Genomic DNA, 20,768 nt, shown 5'->3' with positions numbered 1-20,768 from the left:
GATGGGCGGCAGTGCGCCGTCCGAGGAAACCCCCACCGAGTAGTTCCCCCAGAGACGACCACAGCGCCCCACCTTCATCGCGAAGGTGGGGCGCTTCTGGTTGTCCAGGTTCAGAGCGGGTGCCCCGTCATGGGCCTCCGGGGGTGGCGTCTCATTGTTTCCGCAGTGGCCGGGTCGCTGTGCGTCGGCGATCTGGTGATGTTCCTGACTCTCACCCGCTCTGAACTTGTGAGATCACTGTAGCATCTAATTCTGTTGTCGCGCAACACTTCTCATGATTCGGGCGATGTGAGCACCAGCAGGCATCCGGCAGTGACGCAGGTGATGACCGCCAGGAGGATGTCGAGGACCATGCAGCTTGGACGCAGCCGACGGCCAGAGGGTTCCCTGCGATGATGGCCGGGTGACTGATCGTGAGACGCTGCGCGCCGCCGCCCAGGCCGTGGCGTCGGTGATGCGGCGTCGGCAGGCGGAGCATCAGGTGCGCACGGATGGCGGGTGGGTTGAGCCGGACCCCGACCTCCTCGAGCTGGCCGTCGAGTGCGAGGCCGTCATCTACAGCCGCCGGCCCGAGGAGCGGGACCTTACCGAGCGGCTCGCCCAGGTGCTCGGCGACGACTGGGAACCCTAGTGACTACGACAGTTCGAGATGGCCGGTCGAGTACGTGCCACCAGTTGCAGACCCTGTAATCCGCCGCACATCGAACCGCTGTCCAGCCGCCACAGACACACCAGTGACAGAGAATGTGACATTGCCTTGGCCGATGAGAACCCCATCCTGGTAGATGCCGAGTTGCGCGGCACCGGTGTAGTCGCCGAGGTTGAGGGTGACTGTGGCGACCCCAGTTGTACTGACCACCAGATAGCGGTTACTCGAAACTGTTGCGGGTGCTGTCGCGTCAGACGCCCAACCAGTTACGGCCCCTGCGCCCGACGTGAGGACGGTGAACGCGCCACTCTTGTTCATCCGCTGCCGGGTGTACGTGACGATCGTGGTCGTCGCCGAACCATCTGTCGTTGTTGAACTGGTCGCTGCGATGGTGTGGACGGGGCGGGCTGTAGCGGTAGCGGATGCCGATGTGGTGTTGACGGCGGCGAGTGCCGGGTTTCCCGCGGCGGTTCCGGTCGCTGTGGCGGTGCCTGTGGCGGTCAGAGTGTAGAGGGCGCGGGCATTCGCTGACCCGACCACCGCCACCCCCTGCGACGCAGCGAGCGGGACCCGCAAACCGTCGAGGACGGTGGACTCCCCCGACACGATTTCCTGGGTGGCGTTAACGGCGTGGCGGACCCGCACGATCGCGGCAGAATCCACCCCAATGTCCTGGGTGGCATCGGCATTCACCGTTCCCACCGAGGGCACTGACGACGCCGCCGACACCACCCCCACATCCTGGGAGGCGGCGACATCGATGAACGGGCGAGACTCGACCGGCTGATCCACCACGATGTTCTGGGTTGCGGTCAGACTGTAGAGGGCGCGCGCATCCCCACCATCGGTTGCGGTGGCGATGGCTTGTGATGCAGCGAGGGTGTGGCGTGCCCGGGCAACACCCGAACCCGCAACCCCGGCAGCATTCGATGCATCCACCCGGTAGAGGGCGCGCACCAGGGCGCTACCCGACACCCCCACCGCAGACACAGCCCCGAGACCAACAGCGATCTTCCCGGCCTGATCGACCTGCACCGACTGCTCGGCGAACTCCACACCCAGCCGGGCATGCACCACCGCAGAACCAGTGACAGTCGTGGTGTTGCCCGCGACCAGACGGTTCTTCGTCGGCGGGCGACGCGTCCGATAGTGCGGCGCAACAGGGAGCTTTGACCCAAACCGAGGCGCCCCAGGCAGGCGCGCTTTCACATGCGGCCGCGCAGGCAACACCGTCGCCACCCGCGACACCGGCACCCCCGTGAAAATGTACGGGCGATTCGGGACCGGCGTCGTCACCCGCCCCGCCAAAACAATCACTACGTGATGGTGATCGTCGGCGTCACATCGATCGTCGCGTTCGCCGACACCGTAGTCGACGGAATCGCCAACTTGTCACGGTAGGTGCCCGCACCCGACGACGCGGTATGCACACCAGCCGCAACCACAGTCGTCGCAGGCACATTGATCGACACCTTCGATCCTGTCATCACACCCGATGCTGGCGTGCCCCAGGTCGTTTGCTGACGCGCGTAGGTCGGGGTGCCGCCGGTCACCTCCGATGCGCCGGTCGATCCGGGATCGGCGGTGTGCAGCGAGATCCACGACGCCTCGTTCTTGTAGGCGTTGAGCATCACGGCTTTCATCGAGTCGGTAGCGAGTGCCATGTCATTCTCCTGTGTTGAAGTCGAACTGGACGGTTGGGAACTTGAATGTTTGTGTGGCGATCAGTTCGACGTGTTCACGACCCTCGTCGTCGATCCAGTGCCGGGTGCCGTTGTCGTCCAACCACTCAGACACGACGCACCACCTTCCCGAAATACAGGGGGTACTCCTGGGTGGGGGTTTCCGGCATTGACACTGTCACCAGAAAGTGGGTGGCCTGACCCAACGCCGGGGCGAGTGTTTCCTGTTGCACCACATAGTCGATCGACGGGGCATCCACCACACCCGGCACCGTCAACACCGGCGCCGTAGACGTGGAAGTTTTCACCGGATCACCCTTGTAGAAGTAGAGGGTCGAGGCCGCACCATCAGGCCACGACGTGATATTCCCCGACGTCGCATCAACCGGATCAAGCGAAAACACCAAATCCGACTGCCGATACAGGGGCAGCTCAGCACGCGTCCCCTCCCAGCCAAGCGTCACAGTCATGAGGTCTCCGTTTCTGTGAGGGTGTAGCCGAGCGCGGCGAGCGCATCGACGTAAGGGCTTTCGGAGTCGACCAGTTCGGGAACGATCGTCATAGCGAACGACCGCGAATCGGTTGACAGGATCGGAGTCATACCGTTTGCGGGGTCTCCGTCGTAGTCGACGGCTTCCCCCCGCTCGTCGGCGAGGAACACGGAAACCGTCTTGGGAATGTGGGATGCCGTAACTGGGAATAGACCGATGCGGGTCATGACTGCCGCCATGTTTGGCGGACTCAACACCATCACCAGCAGGTGCCCGTCATCTGTGCGGTACAGATTGGTAATCGGTGGCTTGTGGGGTACCGCTTCCATCACGAGTTGCGCAGTCTTCACGTCCGCTACCTCCAGTAGATCCATAGGACGCCGGTAGCGCCGATACCACCTGCGCCTGCAATCGAGTTGCCGCCGACGCTGGCGTGACCGCGGCCGCCGCCGCCACCACCACCACCACCGGGGTAGCCGCCCGGTCCGCCCGCGCCCGCGCTGCGGGTATTCAGTTCAGCCATTCCGCCGCCACCACCACCACCGCCACCACCGCCACCACATTTGGTTTGGGTTGCGGCGCTCACATTCCCACCCGCGCCACCGTTGGTGCCGTTGCCGAGGGTGCCGCCACTCGCGCCAGCTGTTCCACCCGTCCCAAGCGCAGAACCCCCACCGGAAGCTCCCGGAGTCGCGGCCGTACCTGATCCAGCCCCCCTGCCACCGTCTCCGCCTGCGCCTGGGGTTGAATTCGTGGGGGTGAACCCGAAATCTGAAGCGATACCGCCCGCGCCACCATTCACCGTGAGCAGATCGCCAAACTTGGTGGACTGGTTAGCGTTACCGATCGTGATTGGCACCGTCGCCGGCACCATGTCAACGGGAATGGACTGTGCTACGTAGCCGCCACCATCACCACCAACGCCGCCGGCCGCCCCGCCCTGCGCGTTGACGCCGTCCTGACCGGTTCGACCGCCACCGATACCGATAACAACCAACTCGTTCAACGCTGAGGGCTTCGTCCACACGCCGTTTTCTACGAATGTGGTGACGTTGTATCCGTTGAGTACGGCGTCCTTGATCTGCTCAATCGTGTACTGCACCTGCTGCGGATCACCAACACCACCACCACCAAACCAGCCATTAAAAATGCCGTTGATGATCGAAGAAATGTTCGCAGTCGCAGCATGAGCCAGCAACCGGATCACATCAACCGGCTCACCCATCCCCTGAAACTTCGGGTTCCACTGGTTGTAGGCGTAGTCGTCCCAAAATTCCTGGTCCGCAGATGCGAACTGCGACAGCCCACTCGTCGCAGCGTTCGGGCGGTTCGCCGGCAGAAAGTAGTTGTTGTTGACTCCTTCACCCGGCTGATTCGGCGTGGTCATCGCGTCAGCCCCTCAACCATCGCCTTCACCGACTGGAGGTACGAAACCCCATTGATCCTTTCGGTCGGGTAAGCGGTGTGCCGACCGTGAGTCGTGTACTTGAGCAGCCAGTGCAGCGTGAATCCCGCATCCCACCACCGAGCTGGTAGGGGCTGCATCAACCCCGTCACCTGCTGCGCGATCTGACGCATCCCGTTATCCCCCGGCAACGCCGAGATCGGATCATCCGGGATCGTGTACGAGTAGCACGGCACCCGGTCGATGAACCGTTGACCGGCGATTCCCCAGCGCCCCGCGGCCACGCCCTTGTGCGACACCTGATTCGCGTGACGCTTCGGATCAGACAACAGCACGACACCCTTGCAATGGCGGGGCCGGTCGTACTGCACGAAGTCCCCTGCCGCAGCGGCACCAAGGCTGTATGCGGTGAGCACGTAGTCTTCGCCCTCCGCGTCAACCTCACGCAGCCGGCGGCGAGCATCAGCAACCGACTCCGCATACGTGCCCAACCCGATCGGACGAATCTCGGCTTGGTACGGCAGATCCTCACCTGGGATGGCGGACAGCATGTTCCGGCCGCCCAACGCTTCACCAGCGCCGCGAAGTTTGATCACCTTCATCGGTTCACCCACCATGCCCGGATCTCGTCGCGCCACACCTGCCACGGACGGCGGAAATCACCGCGCGACCGCCGATCCTGACGCGTCCGGTACTGCAACACGAGCAGCATCACCAGGAGCGCGAACATCATCAGCGCGCCGCCCGTGTACAGGACGCTTCGGATGTACGCCCGCCCCGGATAGTCGGTGCCCGCCCACACCGACGCTGAAATCTGTAGCAGCACCAGCGATGTCAGGGTTGACTTGCCGAGGTAGATGAGCGACACCCGCTCCTTCCACCACGGCTGCCACACGGTGTAGCAGATGGTGTAGACGGTGGTCAGCACGGCGAGCACCACGAGTGCCCAGTCGGCGATCAGCTCCACTAGTTCAGCCTTCCGAAGATCAGCTCGGCCCAGTGGTTTCGCTCCAACTGGTCACGAAGCTCCCGCTGTATCGGCCGCGCCTGTTCGGCGAGCCGCGCGTTCTCGGACCGGGCTTCTTCGGCCGATTGCGCGTTACGCTTCGAGCGCGCGTCGATCTCCCGCGCGCTCGCCCCCTTGCACTTGCGCCCCCACATCAGTTGGACTCCAGACTGTCCCGCAACGCTTTCGACTGACTCGCGATGAGCTGGCCGGCGACATTCCACTCGGCGATCGTCTGCGCCTGCGTCGCGTTCGTGTCGAGCAGTTTGGCGATGGTCTCGGCGTCACGTTTGGCCGCGGTCTTGTAGATCGATATCTCCGACCCCCAGACGATCCAGCCGCGGGCGAACGCGATGCCGAGCACGAGCGCCATGCCGACGACGACCCCCACCACGCCGATGTCGCTCAGCGCGGCGGGGTTCATCCAAGCGCTGGCGCTCGAGATCACGGCCATCAGCCGAGGTTGACTTCGCGCTCGACCCCGTCAGCGGGAAGCTCGAGGCCTGTCGACGCCTTGGGTGTGACCTGCGGCCGGGTGAACACGAACCCGAGGGTGATCGTGGAGACCGCGAGGATGGCGCCCTGCTGCTGCTCCGACAGGTGCAGGCCGAATGCCACCACCAGCGGCAGCGCCGTCTGCACGACCGCGACCAACGCCGGATACACACTCTCCCGCACCGTGATGACCACGATCAGACCAAGCACCGCGTTGACCGCGGCCATGATGACGCCCTGCACATCAGTGGAGATGTTAAACCCGAACGTGGTGAGCAACACCAGGACCGCCGAGATGAGGGCCGTCCACGCGGCAGGCTCACGCCCGAACACAAGGCGGGGTGTGGTGATGGATGCGGACATTGGTCACTTCTCCTTCGATTCGAGGGTGTCCCGTGTGCCGGCAACACCGGTCTCCGCGGCGACAGCTGCAGTCAGGTCGTAGAGGGTGCGGTTGCCGCCCTGCTCAAACCCGCCGTACTGGCCAGCGTCACGCCCACCAGTGAGTTGCTGACGAATGTCCTTCACGTCCGACCCGATCGGGCCGACGTACACCTTGAGGCACTTGTAGATCAGAGCCTCGACTTCAGCCATGGTTGCCATAGCGAGCCAGTCCTTTCCTCCGTTGTAGATCGAGATGGCCCGCGAGATCAGCTCGCCCCACGGGAAGTTCGGACCCGGATCGGTATGTCCACCGCCCCACTGCCCGAAGTCGACATGCCCACAAACGCCAGGCGTCTTCGGCATCCCACGACCACCGACGTAGCGGATCGGGATGTCACGCACTGCGCACCGCCACGCCACCAACGCAGCCGTGCGGGTGAGCTGCAGGTCTTCGTTCTTGCCGTCCCGCGCATCCGGCGACAGCCACTTGTCCCGCGACCACGACGCGAACGAACCGGCCATGAGGATGTGGTCGCCGCGTGTGTTGGCGTTCATCGCCGACCACGGGTTCTGATCCCACGGCACAACGAGGACCGTCTCCCGGTCATCGCACACCGCGTTGTACGACACCTGAGCGGCCGGGCGGCACAGGTAGTCGGTGATCGACCGCGCAGTCCCGGCACCCTCCTGGGTGTGGATCACGATCCAGTCGACGTCACGGCCACCGGAATGCCGGTTCGGTGAGATCTGCTGTCGGGTGACGGGGTTGGGGACGTTCACGGTTCCTCCCGAAACTGGTGCGGGTGCCGGCGCGGGCACCGTGTTGGGGTGAGGGCAGCCGCGAAGCCACTCCTCCGGGTTGACACGCACCCCGCCGTACGCGCGTTGCCACACCGTCAGATGCAGGTGCGGGGCAACGCCGCCGTTCGTGCGACTGTCAGGATTGATGCGGCCGATGCGCTGCCCCGCACGGACCTTCGCGCCGAGCGCGACTTCGCGGATGATGTGGCCGTACTCCGCGCACCCCGAACCTTCGGCATCGTCGGAGTCGATGACCAGCCAGCCAGCCGGATCAGGACCGCCATACCCCGATGCGGCGCCGGCATGAATGACGGTGCCAGCCTGGCAGGCGTACACCGACAGCCCCGCCGATCCGCCGTCCTTGCCGTAGTCGGTGCCGCCGTGAAACCCGCCGCCCCGCGGCCCGTACGGCGAGGTAACCTTCGTGCCCGACGGAAGCGGCCGGAAACGCTGCGCCATGAAACCTCCTGGCATGGTGAAATCCCCACACCCGACGGGTGCAGGGTCGAAAGACTTGATAGGAACTAGGTGCGGATGTCTTTGAGGTCGACGTCAGCATGCGGAGAACCCGCCAGCGTCCCCGCGTCCGTGCGCAGCTTTACTTCCGCCGTGAACGCCACGGCCTCAGCCTGCGCCACGCGGTCCTGTTTATCGTCCTGCCGGGCTTTGAGCTCCTCGAGCTTCGCCATGTACGCCTGATGTTCCTCGTCGGCGAGACGGGCGATCCGCTGCTCATACGTCTCGTCAGGCTCATGAGAGTCGTAGACCCACTTGCCGGCCGCCTTCTGCGCATCCAGACTCTCGCCGGGTTCGTAGTGCTTGATCGAGTCCGCCACCAACCGCACACCACCCTCGACGAGGTGACGCGCCACATCCAGCCAGTACTCCGGCCCCAGAATCAGGGGTGCCCCCACCACGCCCGGGAGACCGATGAACAGCGCTGAGACGGCCTGGGCCTCCGCTTCGCGTTCCTCATCGGACATCTCAGCCCACTGCTTGAACGTCACTTCATCTCCTAGAACAGTCCGAGTTCGGATGCGGCAGTGGCCAAGCCTTGGATCTCGCGCATCAGACGGGCCATCGGGTCCTCATCCTCACGAGGCCCGAACTCCAACTCCCACTGCGCGAAGTGATCGAAAGACCAGTCCAGCTTCGCGACCTTCACCCGCTCCACATGGATCTCGCGGCGCGTATCACCAGCCACCTCGAAACTCGCGCGGTCACCCTTGTACAGATGCCCAGAGCCCGGCCACCCCACCACATACGGGGTCAGCGACGACACCTTCACCGTCGCGTTCTTCGTGCGCCGAGTCGCCACAATCCCGGCGCGCATCGCCATCACCGACGACAACGTGTACGCCTTTCCCGGCAAATCGAGGTGATACTCCTTGTAGTGCGACGACCCCGACTGGGCTATCCGGTGCGGCAGCTTCACTGAAATCCACGCCAACACCGTGTCCGTGTAGAACGGCTTGAGCACCGCGTCGATCGCGCCGCCCTGGGCGCCGATCCCGTAGCCGCCGATGTTCAGGTTCGACGTCACCAGATCGCCGACCGTCTGAATGCCAGCGGAGATGAGCTCGTTCACGCCGGGGGCCGACTGGCCACCAGCGTTCAGGATGACACCCTTGGAAGGTGTTGTGGTGAACTCTGTTTCCACCCCGGAGTCGGCCGGAAAGTGGACGAACGGGAAACCCTTCGGCGTGCCGAACATGTCCTCGTAGAACTTGGACGGCCACGAAGGCTCCCCCACCAGCTCTGTCTCGGCATCCTCGATGAAGTCACCGACGAGCTCACGGATGGTGCGGGTGAACCCGTCGAACACGGTGCCACCATTAGCGGCGCCCTCCATGTGCCCGGACTTGTCGACGATGTCCACCACCAGCGCACCATCTTTGATGCCGGTCACGAAGGCTCCGGGCCACGGCTCCGGATCGCCCTTCCTGTACCGGCGGGTCACCACCGACAGTTCGGCGTCCTTCAGGATCATCTCGGCCCGGTCATGCCACTTCCCCCACCGCGACATGAACAGGCACCACGTCGTGCCCGCCGCCATGTCCTGCAGGAAGCTGGTCGGTTTGATGACGATGTCCCAGTTCGACATGTCCAACCCGTCCAGCCAGGTCGACGGGTTCATCGGGTCGTCGGGAATCTGCCAGATGCTCGAGTTGATACGCCAGAGCTGCAGCAGCAAAGCTGTCTTCAATGTCCAGATCGCCGGGCCTGCCAGAAGGAAGATGCGTGGGAACTGGAAGATCGCCGGCAGGAACGGGTTCGACCAGACGTCGATCCACTTCAGGTTCTCGTAGTCGGTGAGGAACGTGACGTGCAGCATCCGCTGCCCCTTGCCGTCCTTCTTCACCGACTTCGCGTCATACCGGCCAGTGACGCGAATGCCGTTGTGCTCCACATCGATGTGGAAGAACTCGCCCTCACCGCGCTGGATTCGGCCGATGTCGTCGTTCATCCACTGCGCTACCGGATGCTCAAACGGGATCGCCAACTCGATCGGTCCGGTGTCGTTCTCCGGGTCCTCGACGTGCAGCTCGACCACCTCGAGGAGGAGGTGCTGTAGGCGTTGGTGTCCGTCGAAGATGAACACCCCGGGCGGGGTGCGTTGCATCCGCTCCAGCCGGCGTTCCTCGGCAACGGTCGCGGCCAGAATGGCGTCGCACTGTTCTTGGAGGCTGCCGGTCAGCACTGGTGCGGTCATGACAGCCCTGGGAACTCGAGGCCTACAGGACGGGTCCACAACCGCGGCTGGTGCAACTCCGCCCGAGCTCCCCCAGCAGGGGCATCGGTGTAGGAGATCGGCAGCAACGTCGGTGGCGTGTACGGCGGGATGTCGTGCATCAGAAACTTGCCCCCCATCCGGCCCTGGAAGTTGGAGCCGGTGAATGTCATCGCCACCAGCTTGCGGCGTTCACGCGTGATCCGAACACCCTGATCGCTCGACGTGATGACCGGCAGAGGCAGGGTGCGCGACGCATACGGGCCTGCCGGCGCACGTGAACCCTTCTTCCCCCGCCACGACGGATCAGGAAGAGTCCACTTCGCCCGCGTCAACACCCACGTATGCCGCATCGGCACATCAGTCGGATTCCACACCAGGATCGTCCCCGACCCCGAGGTGGTCGACCGCTCGAAAGGCTCCACGTGGGTGCCGGAATCCCACAACGGCATCGGCGCCCGCATCTCGTAGGTGATGTCGTAGAACTGCTGCGTGTACGGGTCACGTTCGGTCTTGAGTTCCGGCGCTTCCCGCATCTGCATCGTCAGGCGACGTTCCCCCGACATCTCCGACTCCACCGCCACCTGGGTGTGCTGGAAGTCGGCGTCCCACTCGTCCGGTTGCGCGGTGAAGTCCATGCGGAAGTCGGACTCGAGCCGGCCGATCTCGGAGTCCCCGCCGGCGGCGTCGTCGAGGTAGAAGCCGAGAGTCATGTCCCGCGGCAGGTACCGGATGCCGCCGTACACGACGCCCATCTCGGTGTCCTCAACCCATTGAGTTTCCACCGGCGAATCGAGCAACCCTACGACGCCGCCCTCACTCAACGTGACACCCGAGTACTTGCCCTCGTAGTGGACGGGCCACCGCATCCCTGATGTGCCGATCAGGTCAATCCGCAACGTCATCCACGGCCCCCACTCATAGCTCGCTGACGGGCCCGCTGCATCCGGGACTGACGCTCGTAGAACTCGCGCTCATCTCGGAACACCGGGTTGTGGAAGTGGGTGGAGTTGTCCGCCCCGCCACCAACCGAGCTGACGGGAGTGAAGTCGGCACCCTGATGCATCGCAGACAGCAACGCATAGTTGCGGCTCGTCGGCCCCTCAGGCATCACAAACTCTCGGCCGTGGACGAACCCAGCCACCTGATTTACGCCGAGGTTGCCGGTGTAGCCGCCCTTCTTGTATCCGCCCTTACCGCTACCCCACCGTGCGGTGAGGTCCTTGCCGTACTTCGGCACGTAGTACCGCAGTGCCGCCACAAGATTGGCGCCCGGATGGAACTTGTCATTCGGGAGGCTCTTGTCGCGGTGCGCTTGGAAGGTGGGTTCGATGACCTGCAACAGACCACCCGACGGCACACCGTTCTGGGCGTTGATGTCGTAGTTGTTCTGCGCCTTCGGGTTACCGCCCGACTCGTCACCGATCTGCTCCACCATCGCCTGCAGCTGAGCAGGTCCCTTCATCGACTGGTTGACGTAGTCGATCGCCCATTGCGCCAGCGGACGCCACTGTTCAGCACCACCACCCGGGTTGTACTGGATGTTCGGCATCCCGCCTGGACCCTCGGCGACGTCCTGAACCTTGGACTGCTCCTCGTCATACTGGAGTTGCCCACTCGGGTCGAGCGACGAATAGTCACCTCCCGTCCCGCCGACTCCCGAACCGGTACCAGCTTCCCCGCGGTCGAAAGATTCCTGCTTCTTCCGCATCTCGTCGTAGGACTTTTTGTCCTCAACGAACTGGTTGTAGGCGGCCAACAAGGGCGGCGAATCCGGGAGGGAAAAGACGCCCAACGCGTCCTGAATCTGTCCTTCTACCGCAGACTTTGCAGCGTTCCCGAAGTTCTCCGAAATGCTGTCCGCCAGCCCCTTGCGGTACTCCTCCTCGGGCGCCAGCTGTGGCTCCTGCGAGGAAGACTCGGCGAACCCGGCAGAGTCGGCATTCTGCCCGTCGCGCTGCTGCTTCGTCTGGAGCTTCTGCTGCTCGTAGTCCTGCTTCTTCTGCAGCTCCGTCTGCTCGCGAGCCCTCTTCAGCTCCGCCTTTCGCTGCTCGTACTCAGCTTTGCTGATGCGCTTCGCTTGGTACTCCTCGCGGAGCCTCGCTACCGCTTTGTCGTACTCCTGCTTGCGTTCGAGTTTCGCCTGCTCGTAATCTTGCTTAGCCTTCAGGGAGTCATTTTCGCCGTTCTGCTTCCGGTCCTGCTTCAGTTCGTTGATCACTGCGGCCGCATCCGAGTCTGGCTCCCGGACCTGCTTTCCGGTCTGACCGTCAATGCCGGCCTTCCGGAGCGCTGTGGCCCGATCGACCTTGAACTTGTCCATGATGGCCTTGATCAGTTCGAGCTGCTGCCAGTTCAAAACCGCCTCAGGCTTGCCGGTCTCGTTCGTGACAACGCTCTTCCCTGTAGGAAGGAACCCGCCCTGGTCGCGGAACAAACCGCCGACGATCGGCACCGACTTGATGACGTTCTTGACCGACTTCTTCCCCAGGTCGTACCACTTACCGACGTCCTTCAAGGTCCGGACGACCTCGACAGCCTTGTTCAGCATCGATCCGAACGTCTTGTCCATAAACGCTTTCGGAATGCCGAAGATGCCCTCAGCCTTGCCGTCGAAGGTGCCCGAGATGACCTTGCGGATTCCGCCGGCCATCGAGTCGATGATCTCTTTGACCTTCTGATGCAGCCAGGACCGCTTATCCTCCGGGGTCATCCCGTCGAACCCGACCAGGCCCTCCGGAACCACATCCGGGTTGACGGCCTGCTCCTTGTACCAGGAATGGACGTGGTCCATGTGGTTCTGGGTAGGGCTGCCGCGGTCTTCCATCGGGGTGCCGTTGATGTTCCCTTGTGGGCGCCACCGCTGCTTCCAGATGGTGTGCTCGATAGGGAACTTCTTGGCGTTGGCGTGGGTCCATGCGTTGACCTCGTCGCCCGTCTTCAAATCGGGAACCATGACGTCGAGGGCACGCCCCGACGGATGTTCCGGGTAGGCGTCCTGCCGATAGCCGCCAATATCCTTGATCTGCTTCCACAGGCGGAAGATGATGCGACGCATCAGCACAGCGATGGGCTTGAGTCCACCCTCACCACCGAGTGGTGCGAGACGCATGCCGGCTTCAACAGCGCCGCCCTTCTCGAACCGCGGAAGCGGGCCACCTTCGGATGCTTTCGCGACGCCACCCGGCGTCCAGGTGAACGGACGGCCACCTTCGACCATCTGGCGCATCCGGTACATGGCGCCGTGGCCGCCGGCACGCTTCACGTCGGCGACATCCCACACGTGCTCGTCGGGCATCAGCAGAGCGTTGACGGAGTCCTTGCCGCGCTTGGCGCCCTTGCCCATCGGAACCGGGCCGCCCTCTGCGAACGCGACCGGGGTCGGCGCCGGCGCCTTGGGGATCGGTAGGAATCCGGCGATCTTCTCCCATACCGACCGTAGGCCGTTGTTCCACACTGTGTTCACCACGAACCGGATCGGTGCGGCAGCGTAGCCCTTGATCTTGTCCCAGGTGTTGCGGATGCCCTCCGCGACCGCGGAGAACATGTCGCCGACCTTGCCGACTGCGGACTTTACTGCGTCGAACGCCGGGCGGATGACGTTCTCCCAGACGGTGCGGATCGCGGAGGCCATGAGGTCCCAGCCACCCTTGATCCAGTCGAAGATGGTCTTCACACCGGACCACAGGAAACTGGCGCCGGCCTTCACCGCATTCCACACCGGGGTGATGACGTTGTCGACCACCGCACGCAGATGTCCGGCGAGGATGCTGAATCCAGCCTTGAACCAGCCGAAGACGACGGAGACGCCCGTCCACATGAACTGGGAGGCGGCCTTGATCCCGTTGAACACCGGGACGATGACGCTCTTCCACAGCCAGGTCGCGACTGTGCCGACGACCCGCAGGACGGACATAAAGGCTTGGAAGATGGGCTGGATCAGCTGCCAGGCGAACCCGATCGCCGCTTTGATCCCGTTGAAGGCGGGAACGATGACCGTGTTCCACAACCACATCACCACGCCGCCGAGGAACTTCACCACTGATATGTAGGCAGTGAAGTAGCCCTTAATTATCGTCCAGGCCACGCCAATCGCGATCTTGATGCCGTTCCAGGCTGGCAGGATGACGCTGCGCCACAGCCACATTGCGACCTGTCCGATGACTCGGAACGCGGCCTGCATCCCGGGCCACACAGTGGTCGACAGCCACGACCACACCGCGCCCACCGCGGCCTTGATGCCATTCCAGGCCCCAGTCACAATCGACCGGAAGGTTTCCGACTTGTTGTAAGCGAGGACGACTCCAGCGACAAACGCGGCGATCGCTGCGATTACGATCCCAATCGGGTTCGCTGACAGAGCCGCATTCAACACCCACTGGACTGCAGCCCACGCACGTGTAGCTACCGCGACGACTCGCATGGCCACGCTGTACGCCACCATCCCAGCGCCCATGATCGCCATCGTCGCGGCGTTCGCGGCCATCGTGATACCCGCGGTAATGAGTGCCGGCAGGAAAACCGCGGCGATCGCACCACCAACAGTAAGGATCACCCCACGGTGTTCGTTGAACACCCGCACCGCCCCGGCAACGACGTTGACAGCAGTACTAATGACCCCCACGAGCGTGCGGAAAGCCCCCGCGAGGACAGTCCCCACCGTCCGTGCCACCCCACCGACAATCGGTGCAATGGTCTGCATGGCACCAACAACGGCCGGCGCAGTCTGTTGGGTGAACTGCCCCAACTGCTCACGAAGGTTGCCCAGCGAATCAAATAATCCGGAGAACGTCGACTTGAAGCTGCCGAGGTCAAACCCCGAGAACGCGTTCGCGAACGCATCCTTGAGACCGGACAGATCTATGCCCTTGAACAGGTTTCCGAGTTGGGAACCGATGCCCGATACGAACGGCCCCACTTTTTTGGTGACCGAATCGATGCCAGTGGTGAGGAACCCAAAAACGGCCGGCGCGCGGGAGAACACCGGCTCGAGCAGTTTCGCCCCGAACCTGCCCATCGCCGCCATCATGTTGTCCACCGAACCGCGGAACGTCTTGCCGGTTTCCTGGGCGGCACCACCAATGTTCTTCTGGATGGCGCCGAAGAGGATCTCCGACGACACCTTGCCTTCGGAGGCCAGCGATTTCACTTCGCCGGCAGCGACACCCATCTCCTTGCCTAGCCATTGGAAGATGGGGATGCCGCGGTCAGCGAACTGGTTGAGGTCGTCGGTCATCGCGGTACCACCGGTGGCGACCTGGTTGAGGATTGAACCCATATCGGCGAGATCGGAACCGGCGATAGCTGCCGCGTCGGCGGTCATCGTCAGATACTTGGTGAGCTGCTGTCCGGGTTTGATACCTGCCGCGACCGCGGATGCTGCGATCGTCGCCGCATCACCGAGGCCGTAGGCGGTGCCCTTCACGGCCTTGTTCGCCGAATCCATGATCGTCGCCACGGCCTGCGCATCATGGCCTAGGCCACGAAGTTTCGCTTGGGCTTGATCGATAGCGTCGAGCCGCGTGAATCCCTTGGCGAGTGCGGTACCCATCAATGTGGCGACCCCGCCAGCAGCGGCCACCCCACCAACCTTGAAGGCTTTCGCCCACGCCGCCGACATGGACCGGCCGGACCGCTGCCCTGTCTGCTGCGCAGATCCCTCAACACCAGAAAGCTCACGATCCACCTGCCGGCGGAACCCCCGCATGGAGGGCATGATCGTCACATAACCGACGCCTACCTCAGTAGCCAAGAGATAAGCCCCTTTCGGTCAGAAAACCGGATATGCTGCGCATTCCCGGAAGAAAGATGAATCCTGTGATGAATCGACGTCTCGCGATCGCTGCGGTGTGCGCGGCAACGGCGTGCATTCTGAGTTCGTGCTCAAGCGACACCGGCGACACCGCATCCGCCAGCTCGTCCTCCGCGCCCCCGCCAGCTGCAGAAACGAACAGCCGCGGCGCAATCGAAGTACAGCTGGGCGAACCGGTGACCATCACCAGCGGTGATGGCGCCACCGTCTTGTCGATCACCGGCACCCGCCTGGACAACACCGGCTGCACCGGTCAGCACCCTGAGGTGGCGCACACCAAGTTCGTCGCCACCATTCAGACAGGAGACGTCGAGACAGAGCAGTGGTTGTGGCCGAGCGACTTCTACTACGTCAACGACGCCAACAAGGTGGCCCAGAATCGTGAGGTCGAGGAAGCCTCAGATACAGCATTCGCGTGTGAAGGGTCGGTGGAGTTCATCGACGTACCGCCGAACTCAAGCAAGGACGGATCGCCGACCCTGTCGGTGCCAGTGATGACAACCGCAATCGGCTACCACCTGGACACCGCAGGTGTCGACCAGCGCGTCGAGTGGAAGCTGCCGGCGGACTGGCGGCAAAAGCTGGCGCCCCAGACGCCAGCCGCGACCGAACAGCCCGCCGCAACCACCACCGAGCCCGCCCCAGCTCCAGAACCTCAGCCAGAACCCGAAACAAACGCACCCGACGCTGGCAGCGGGAACATCCCGCCGGGCTGGGATAAGAACGGCGACGGGCTAATCGACACAGACGCGCCGATCGGCGATGACTGCGAGACGCCGGAATGCTTGATGGGCGAAGGCGGATAGCGGTCAATTCACCGCCGGGAGCGCGAAGAGATCGCGCGCCGCATCGAGAGTGATGACATCGCCCTTGCGAACCTTCTTCGACGAATCCACATCCTCAACCCCAGGACGCGGGTAAGGCTTCGGGCGATTACGCCCTTTCGAGCCGTCTTTCGTCTTGAACCACACCAACAGGTGGAGCAGATCAACAGCGTCGGCTGCGAGGTGCGCACCCAAGTCCCACTCCACATAGTCCGGGTACAGCTCCCGGAACAGGGCCGAAGAACGATCCTTAGCAAGCGTGAGGATGATGGCCCGCAGATCACACCACTCGAAATCTGGTGTGCCGACATTGCGGAACCGTAACCCTAGCCGGATCAGGTCTGCCGATATGGCTTCTCGATGTTCGTCGCAGTAATCGAGAAGCCCTAGGATTCCGGGGCGCCGCCGGACATGTCGGAGTCCTTCTGCCACTCCTTCATCATGTCCATTTGCTCAGCGAGGTTCAGGTCGTCGATGAGGTCGAGGGTCTTCTCGGTCGCCATCTTCTTTTCGACCAGGATCTCGAGCAGGCCGTAGAACTGCTCAAGCTCGTCGGCCTTCCGGAGTTTGCGGAAGATGCCGCCCTGGATCTGACCGAACCGCGGGAGAACAATCTCCTTCGACTTCGGGGCGCCCTCGGGGAGGTAGTGGAACTTCTCCAGTGCCATTGGTGGACCCAGCCTTTCAATTCAGGGTGTGGTGTTGTCCCGGCCTTACGAAGCCCGCCGGTGAGGCAGGCCGGGTCCAACGGTGAACCTCACCGGCGGGTCTTCATTCGGCCGTAGGGGCCTGCACGTCGGCGTCGCCCTTGGGCACGCTCCGCGCCTGGCGGACCGTCTCAGCCTTCGCGTGAGCAACACGCTCAGCCTCAGCCGCCTCCGCCAACTCGCGCTTCCGCTGCGCAACCGTCTGCATCACGGAGTCACATCCGCCAGAGCGTCGTTGTAGATGAAGTCGTACGACGTGTTCCCGTCCTCATCCTCGAAGCCCTCGATCGTCACCGTGTACATGATCGTGTCGGTGTGCACGCGGGTGATGTCGTCGATCTCGGTGATCTGACCATCCGGGATGTAGGTGCGGAGCAGGTTCGCGCCGTCCTTGGAGTCGATCGCCCACGACTCGTGCGGCAGCTGAATCTTGTTCTTGGCGACCGTGATGTTGCCGTCACCATCGTCAGTGACGTTCGAGGCACCGAACACGCGCTTGAGGACGTCGGCGTTGATCGACTCCATGAACGCGAACTGGAAGGTGTTCGCGAAGTCGGTCTGCAGCACCTTGACGGTGGCGCCGCCCCACGCCTTCTTCTTCTCGGTGTCGCGGGTGAGGGTTTCGGTGACGCCGTCCTCGCCGATGTAGCCGAGGTCGATCCAGCCGGCCGGCAGCGCGGTGGTGGCGTTGGTCGGGGGTGTGGTGCCGAGCGGGGCGTTACGCACCGCGCCGGTCACGTTGGGTGTCGCAGCGAACACGTTGGCGGCTGTGGAAGCCATGGGGTGCCCCTTTCAGGCAGATGTGGACCCGGCCTGAGAAAGGAGAGAATGTGCTGTTCAGTTGTTATTCGGTTATGTGTCCGCGCACATCCAGGGATGCCGAGAACTGGTATCGCGGAAGCGATGTGTCGGGATCGGGGAACGATGCTGGTTCACCGATCGACGTGACGCCCCGGATCTCGGGAACCCCCGGGTCGTGCTGGGCGGCGTACACGATCGCCGCGACCCGCTCACACAGGCTCGCTGCGTCCGGGGACTTGGTATCCCAGCACTGCACGATCAGCACCCGCTTCGACACCGTCAGTCCACGGCCAGATCCGCCGGCAGCCTGAACCCGAACCATCTTCGGCACACGTGGATTCGGCACCGTCGTGGAGACCTTCACCCCCGCCAGCTTCGGTTTGAGGTAGGCGACAATGGCCGCTTCCACATCAGGGAAGACGACGAGCTCAACCATTGGTCAGCGCCCGCACAAGAGTGTTCTGCCGAGCGTTGTCCTCCCGCGCCTCGTGCGTGTTGGGCCACACCCGGCCGCGGGCTCGAGTACGTCCTACGGACAACTCGGACTCGTAACCCTCTCCGGCACGGTTCTTCACGCGGTTGGTTTCCGACTTCACCGTGCCGGTGTCCTTCAGGGTGTCGGTGAAGAACTTGCGGTTGTACTTGATCTTCACCCGTTCACCTGCCTCAGGTTGACGATGTGACCTGGTATCCAGCGGAACGGGTTCCCTGAGTTGGTTTCGGTGATCCCGACCTGTTCCATCTCCCCGAGTTCGGGAAGGATGATTCGGTCGCGCGGTGTGGACTTCCAGTCAGCGGGGACCGCCAACTCGATGTCCACGACGTCTCGGTCGTGGCCGGCGAGTTTCGGTTCGGAGCTTTGGGGAGCACCCCAACCGATCACCTTCCGTGACTCGACCGGCCCCCACTCCTCGGCAGGATTTCCGTGGGCGTCTTCCGCACCTTCAACGAACGGTTTGTAACCGACGTCGAACAGGGCTGGGAATGTCATGCGGTGCCTACCGAGAACACCCCGCCACCCAATCGGTAGCGGGCCAAGTTCCGGCGATCGGCCTTGGACAGCCACACACCGCCCGACGACGAGTCAGGGTTGTACGTGCCAGAGAACTGGTAACCGGTTGCGGCCAAAGCGACCTGGCTCATACCCGAGGTGTCGACACCGCCCACTTGGGGTCGTGCCACGAGCGCGCGGGCGACAACCCGAGAGGTCACCACCCGCACCGCATCCGGGACGGCGTCGAAGTCACGGTGGCAGTACTCGGACACCAGGATGGAGGCTTCCTCGAGCAGCCCCTCGACTGCCGGCGCTTCGGCATCGTCGAGGGGCCGCCCGAGACGGGCCGAGACGTCAGTCTCCGTCGCCAGAAGCACGGCGAGGCCGCCCACCCTTATTCACTGGCGCGACGAGGTGGTCACCGACTTCCACCCCGTCGGGGATGGTGTCGCCGGCCTTCAGCACCTGGCCACTGACGTACACGACGCCTTCGAGGTCATCACGAATCTTCGCCATGACGTACCTCCTCTCAGGACAGGACGGTCGCGACCATGGACGCGACCGGGTTGACGAGAACCGGCAGCGCGATCGCGTTCGAGTGCACCCACAGACCGATCGGGTCCTTGGTCTTGTACGCCCCGACGACGATGCCGGGTTGCTCGCTGGCGCCGATGCCGTACTCCGGCTCCCCGGCCTCGAGGGTGGGGCCGTAGAAGGTGGCGCCCAGGATGTTCGACCCGGAGTTGGGATCGACAGCGTCAGGGAGCAGGAACACCTTCTTGTCCGAGGTGACACGGGTGCCCTTGACCTTGCGGTCGTAGACGAAGATCGGCGGCAGGCCGTGAGCCGAGAGTGCCGAGTTCAGCACGTCCACGGACACGATCTGCGGGGTGCCGGCCGCGGTGGCGACGAGCGCGCGGATGCCGGCGTCACGCAGCATCACGTTCAGGATCTTCCGCGACAGCACCAGCGCACCGGGCGAGACCCCGTCGTTGGCGTCCTCGTAGGCGACCACCCAGGCAAGGAGATCCTCGAGGATCTTGGTGCCGGAGCTAGCATCCCACAGGACTGCGGCGGTGACGGTGTTGCCGCCGGGCCGGCCGAAGCTGGGCGTCTGAACGAGGCCGTTCTCGCTGATGCTCAGCGCTGCGGTCTCGAGGGCCTGACCACGGGCTACCTCGAGGCGATCCGAGATAGCGCGGACAGTGCGGACCGTGGCCGCCTCGATGCCGCCGAGCGCCATCGCCGCACCATCACCGCCGCGGGCGCGGATCTGGTCGTACTCGCCGATCCGCTCCTTGAGACCGAGCGGCAGGAGCTCGAAGATCTTCCGCTCCGCGGTACCGCCAGCCCCGATCGGGGTTTCCGCGTCGAAGCTGCGGTACTGGGCCAGCGACCCCTGACCGCTCTTGCCGACCACGGTGCGGACGACAACATCGTTCACTGCGGTGTTGGGGAGCCAGCGGGCGAGGGTGCCCTGCGACGCTTCGACGTCCTCCTGGGCTGCGCGGGCGAACCCAGTCAGTTCCTGAGGGGTGATGGTCTCGGTGTAGAGAGTTGCCATGATCAGGCCTCCAGAACGAACAGGCCGGTGGTCTCAGCGTCGGCCGGGACCGTGGACGGCAGCTTGGAACGGTAGACACGGCCGGTCCAGATGGCGGGGAACGTGACGTTTCCGCCGCCGGACCGAACCGCCTGGTCGGTGAACACGAACCCGGCGAGCACGTTGGTGCCGCCCGATCCGGCCGAGTTGTAGGGCACAGCCAAGTTCGACACGACCGCGAACGGTTCGCCCGACTTGATGCGACCATCGCTGGTCTTCGACGTCCAGGCGGACGGGTCGAGGGTGGCCGACTTGGCCACATCGGTGCCGTGGCGCGAAGCCAGCCAGGACTGATCGCCTGCACCGTAGGACTCAGTGCGCGGGGCGAGCTGGGTCATGGTGTCACTCCCTTCAGAGTGGTTGTGCAGGCGGTGCCTGCGGGG

At 63.8% G+C, this 20,768-nt stretch carries 29 protein-coding genes; 3 read left to right on the top strand and 26 right to left on the bottom strand.

The features are described 5' to 3' along the window. The first annotated feature begins 403 nt into the window (after window positions 1-403). On the top strand, window positions 404-631 hold the full coding sequence (locus A9310_RS16860; RefSeq protein ID WP_065631626.1) for a hypothetical protein: 228 nt from the start codon (window positions 404-406) through the stop codon (window positions 629-631). A 3-nt stretch (window positions 632-634) separates the two neighbouring features. Here A9310_RS16860 and A9310_RS16855 read toward each other — a convergent pair whose 3' ends face one another. The 14 genes from A9310_RS16855 to A9310_RS16800 form a co-directional block, all read right to left on the bottom strand. Further along, window positions 635-1,966: a hypothetical protein gene (locus tag A9310_RS16855; protein ID WP_139104658.1), complete on the bottom strand. Its 1,332-nt coding sequence runs from the start codon at window positions 1,964-1,966 to the stop codon at window positions 635-637. Beyond that, entirely contained in the window at window positions 1,966-2,313 is a 348-nt protein-coding gene (locus A9310_RS16850; protein WP_065631624.1) for a hypothetical protein, read from the bottom strand. The genes A9310_RS16855 and A9310_RS16850 overlap by 1 nt, the downstream gene beginning before the upstream one ends. A 1-nt stretch (window position 2,314) precedes the next feature. Continuing rightward, on the bottom strand, window positions 2,315-2,446 hold the full coding sequence (locus tag A9310_RS26505; protein WP_302621826.1) for a hypothetical protein: 132 nt from the start codon (window positions 2,444-2,446) through the stop codon (window positions 2,315-2,317). Next, the gene (locus tag A9310_RS16845; RefSeq protein ID WP_139104657.1) at window positions 2,439-2,801 is read right to left on the bottom strand and encodes a hypothetical protein; all 363 of its coding nucleotides are present in this window, start codon (window positions 2,799-2,801) and stop codon (window positions 2,439-2,441) included. Before A9310_RS16845 ends, A9310_RS26505 begins: the two co-directional genes overlap by 8 nt. Continuing rightward, window positions 2,798-3,172: a hypothetical protein gene (locus A9310_RS16840; protein WP_139104656.1), complete on the bottom strand. Its 375-nt coding sequence runs from the start codon at window positions 3,170-3,172 to the stop codon at window positions 2,798-2,800. Before A9310_RS16840 ends, A9310_RS16845 begins: the two co-directional genes overlap by 4 nt. A 5-nt stretch (window positions 3,173-3,177) precedes the next feature. Next, window positions 3,178-4,209 carry a hypothetical protein gene (locus A9310_RS25990; RefSeq protein ID WP_175401161.1) on the bottom strand — a complete coding sequence of 344 codons (1,032 nt, stop codon included), beginning with the start codon at window positions 4,207-4,209 and terminating at the stop codon, window positions 3,178-3,180. Continuing rightward, window positions 4,206-4,829, bottom strand: a complete 624-nt coding sequence (locus A9310_RS16835; RefSeq protein ID WP_139104655.1) for a hypothetical protein — start codon at window positions 4,827-4,829, stop codon at window positions 4,206-4,208. Before A9310_RS16835 ends, A9310_RS25990 begins: the two co-directional genes overlap by 4 nt. Next, window positions 4,826-5,194 carry a hypothetical protein gene (locus A9310_RS16830; RefSeq protein WP_065631620.1) on the bottom strand — a complete coding sequence of 123 codons (369 nt, stop codon included), beginning with the start codon at window positions 5,192-5,194 and terminating at the stop codon, window positions 4,826-4,828. Before A9310_RS16830 ends, A9310_RS16835 begins: the two co-directional genes overlap by 4 nt. Continuing rightward, complete coding sequence (locus A9310_RS16825; protein WP_065631619.1) at window positions 5,194-5,388, bottom strand: hypothetical protein; 195 nt, start codon at window positions 5,386-5,388, stop codon at window positions 5,194-5,196. The genes A9310_RS16830 and A9310_RS16825 overlap by 1 nt, the downstream gene beginning before the upstream one ends. Beyond that, window positions 5,388-5,687 (bottom strand): hypothetical protein, encoded by a 300-nt coding sequence (locus A9310_RS16820; protein ID WP_065631618.1) that lies wholly within the window; start codon window positions 5,685-5,687, stop codon window positions 5,388-5,390. Before A9310_RS16820 ends, A9310_RS16825 begins: the two co-directional genes overlap by 1 nt. Continuing rightward, entirely contained in the window at window positions 5,687-6,091 is a 405-nt protein-coding gene (locus tag A9310_RS16815; protein WP_065631617.1) for a hypothetical protein, read from the bottom strand. Before A9310_RS16815 ends, A9310_RS16820 begins: the two co-directional genes overlap by 1 nt. Window positions 6,092-6,094: 3 nt before the next feature. Continuing rightward, on the bottom strand, window positions 6,095-7,372 hold the full coding sequence (locus A9310_RS25985; protein ID WP_254661282.1) for an N-acetylmuramoyl-L-alanine amidase: 1,278 nt from the start codon (window positions 7,370-7,372) through the stop codon (window positions 6,095-6,097). Between the two features lie 65 nt (window positions 7,373-7,437). Next, complete coding sequence (locus A9310_RS16805; RefSeq protein WP_065631615.1) at window positions 7,438-7,920, bottom strand: DUF2744 domain-containing protein; 483 nt, start codon at window positions 7,918-7,920, stop codon at window positions 7,438-7,440. A gap of 8 nt (window positions 7,921-7,928) precedes the next feature. Then, window positions 7,929-9,323: a hypothetical protein gene (locus A9310_RS16800; protein ID WP_139104654.1), complete on the bottom strand. Its 1,395-nt coding sequence runs from the start codon at window positions 9,321-9,323 to the stop codon at window positions 7,929-7,931. On the opposite strand from A9310_RS16800, the gene A9310_RS25980 reads away from it, so the two are divergent. Further along, window positions 9,315-9,488, top strand: a complete 174-nt coding sequence (locus tag A9310_RS25980; RefSeq protein ID WP_175401160.1) for a hypothetical protein — start codon at window positions 9,315-9,317, stop codon at window positions 9,486-9,488. The genes A9310_RS16800 and A9310_RS25980 overlap by 9 nt on opposite strands. Before the next feature lie 134 nt (window positions 9,489-9,622). Here the strand turns inward: A9310_RS25980 and A9310_RS16795 are convergent, their stop codons facing one another. Continuing rightward, a complete protein-coding gene (locus A9310_RS16795) occupies window positions 9,623-10,549 on the bottom strand; it encodes a hypothetical protein (protein ID WP_065631613.1) in 927 nt (308 codons plus the stop codon). Beyond that, window positions 10,546-15,360, bottom strand: a complete 4,815-nt coding sequence (locus tag A9310_RS16790) for a tape measure protein (protein WP_254661283.1) — start codon at window positions 15,358-15,360, stop codon at window positions 10,546-10,548. The genes A9310_RS16795 and A9310_RS16790 overlap by 4 nt, the downstream gene beginning before the upstream one ends. A 68-nt stretch (window positions 15,361-15,428) precedes the next feature. Between A9310_RS16790 and A9310_RS16785 the strand changes: the two genes are divergently transcribed. Further along, on the top strand, window positions 15,429-16,262 hold the full coding sequence (locus A9310_RS16785) for a hypothetical protein (RefSeq protein WP_139104653.1): 834 nt from the start codon (window positions 15,429-15,431) through the stop codon (window positions 16,260-16,262). Between the two features lie 3 nt (window positions 16,263-16,265). Here the strand turns inward: A9310_RS16785 and A9310_RS25655 are convergent, their stop codons facing one another. The 10 genes from A9310_RS25655 to A9310_RS16745 all read right to left on the bottom strand — a co-directional run bounded on the left by A9310_RS25655 (window position 16,266) and on the right by A9310_RS16745 (window position 20,723). Next, window positions 16,266-16,712, bottom strand: a complete 447-nt coding sequence (locus A9310_RS25655) for a DUF5361 domain-containing protein (RefSeq protein ID WP_139104652.1) — start codon at window positions 16,710-16,712, stop codon at window positions 16,266-16,268. Next, window positions 16,667-16,948 (bottom strand): hypothetical protein, encoded by a 282-nt coding sequence (locus A9310_RS16780; RefSeq protein ID WP_065631610.1) that lies wholly within the window; start codon window positions 16,946-16,948, stop codon window positions 16,667-16,669. The genes A9310_RS25655 and A9310_RS16780 overlap by 46 nt, the downstream gene beginning before the upstream one ends. 246 nt (window positions 16,949-17,194) lie before the next feature. Beyond that, entirely contained in the window at window positions 17,195-17,767 is a 573-nt protein-coding gene (locus tag A9310_RS16775; protein ID WP_065631609.1) for a hypothetical protein, read from the bottom strand. Window positions 17,768-17,831: 64 nt separating this feature from the next. Continuing rightward, window positions 17,832-18,224, bottom strand: coding sequence for a hypothetical protein (locus tag A9310_RS16770; RefSeq protein WP_139104651.1), 393 nt, complete (start codon window positions 18,222-18,224; stop codon window positions 17,832-17,834). After that, entirely contained in the window at window positions 18,217-18,441 is a 225-nt protein-coding gene (locus A9310_RS16765) for a hypothetical protein (protein ID WP_065631607.1), read from the bottom strand. The genes A9310_RS16770 and A9310_RS16765 overlap by 8 nt, the downstream gene beginning before the upstream one ends. Then, window positions 18,438-18,779: a hypothetical protein gene (locus tag A9310_RS16760; RefSeq protein ID WP_065631606.1), complete on the bottom strand. Its 342-nt coding sequence runs from the start codon at window positions 18,777-18,779 to the stop codon at window positions 18,438-18,440. Before A9310_RS16760 ends, A9310_RS16765 begins: the two co-directional genes overlap by 4 nt. After that, window positions 18,776-19,159, bottom strand: a complete 384-nt coding sequence (locus A9310_RS16755) for a hypothetical protein (RefSeq protein WP_065631634.1) — start codon at window positions 19,157-19,159, stop codon at window positions 18,776-18,778. The genes A9310_RS16760 and A9310_RS16755 overlap by 4 nt, the downstream gene beginning before the upstream one ends. Continuing rightward, complete coding sequence (locus tag A9310_RS25975; RefSeq protein ID WP_175401159.1) at window positions 19,137-19,298, bottom strand: hypothetical protein; 162 nt, start codon at window positions 19,296-19,298, stop codon at window positions 19,137-19,139. The genes A9310_RS16755 and A9310_RS25975 overlap by 23 nt, the downstream gene beginning before the upstream one ends. A gap of 13 nt (window positions 19,299-19,311) precedes the next feature. Next, window positions 19,312-20,346, bottom strand: coding sequence for a major capsid protein (locus A9310_RS16750; protein WP_065631605.1), 1,035 nt, complete (start codon window positions 20,344-20,346; stop codon window positions 19,312-19,314). Window positions 20,347-20,348: 2 nt separating this feature from the next. After that, a complete protein-coding gene (locus A9310_RS16745; protein WP_065631604.1) occupies window positions 20,349-20,723 on the bottom strand; it encodes a potassium transporter in 375 nt (124 codons plus the stop codon). Window positions 20,724-20,768: the final 45 nt, after the last annotated feature.

This window comes from Gordonia sp. UCD-TK1 (genome assembly GCF_001691435.1).
GTDB lineage: Bacteria > Actinomycetota > Actinomycetes > Mycobacteriales > Mycobacteriaceae > Gordonia > Gordonia hongkongensis.
Note: the sequence above shows the minus strand (reverse complement) of the source record. Positions and strands in the feature narration are given on the sequence as shown.